General features: G+C 34.6%; 1 pseudogene. It reads left to right on the top strand.

From position 1 onward, the window contains the following. Nucleotides 1-243, top strand: a pseudogene (locus tag KVT11_RS21690) (hypothetical protein); the annotation flags it as partial.

Raw genomic sequence — 243 nt, 5'->3', positions numbered from 1 at the left:
AATGCAAAAACTGAGAACAACGCGAAAACTGAGAACAGCACAACAACTAAAAACAACACAAAAACTGAGAACAACGCAAAAACTGAAAACAACACAAAAACTGAAAACAACACAAAAGCTACAAACAACGCACCAACTAAAAACAATAACAACACAAAAACTGAGAACAATACAACAGCTACAACTAACGAAAAAACTGAAGCATCATCTAAAAACACGCAGAAAGATCAACAACCAGCTAAG

Source organism: Bacillus sp. GbtcB10 (assembly GCF_019091365.1).
GTDB lineage: Bacteria > Bacillota > Bacilli > Bacillales > Bacillaceae > Bacillus > Bacillus altitudinis.
The sequence above is the reverse complement of the archived record's forward strand: the minus strand, read 5'-3'. Positions and strand labels throughout refer to the sequence as shown.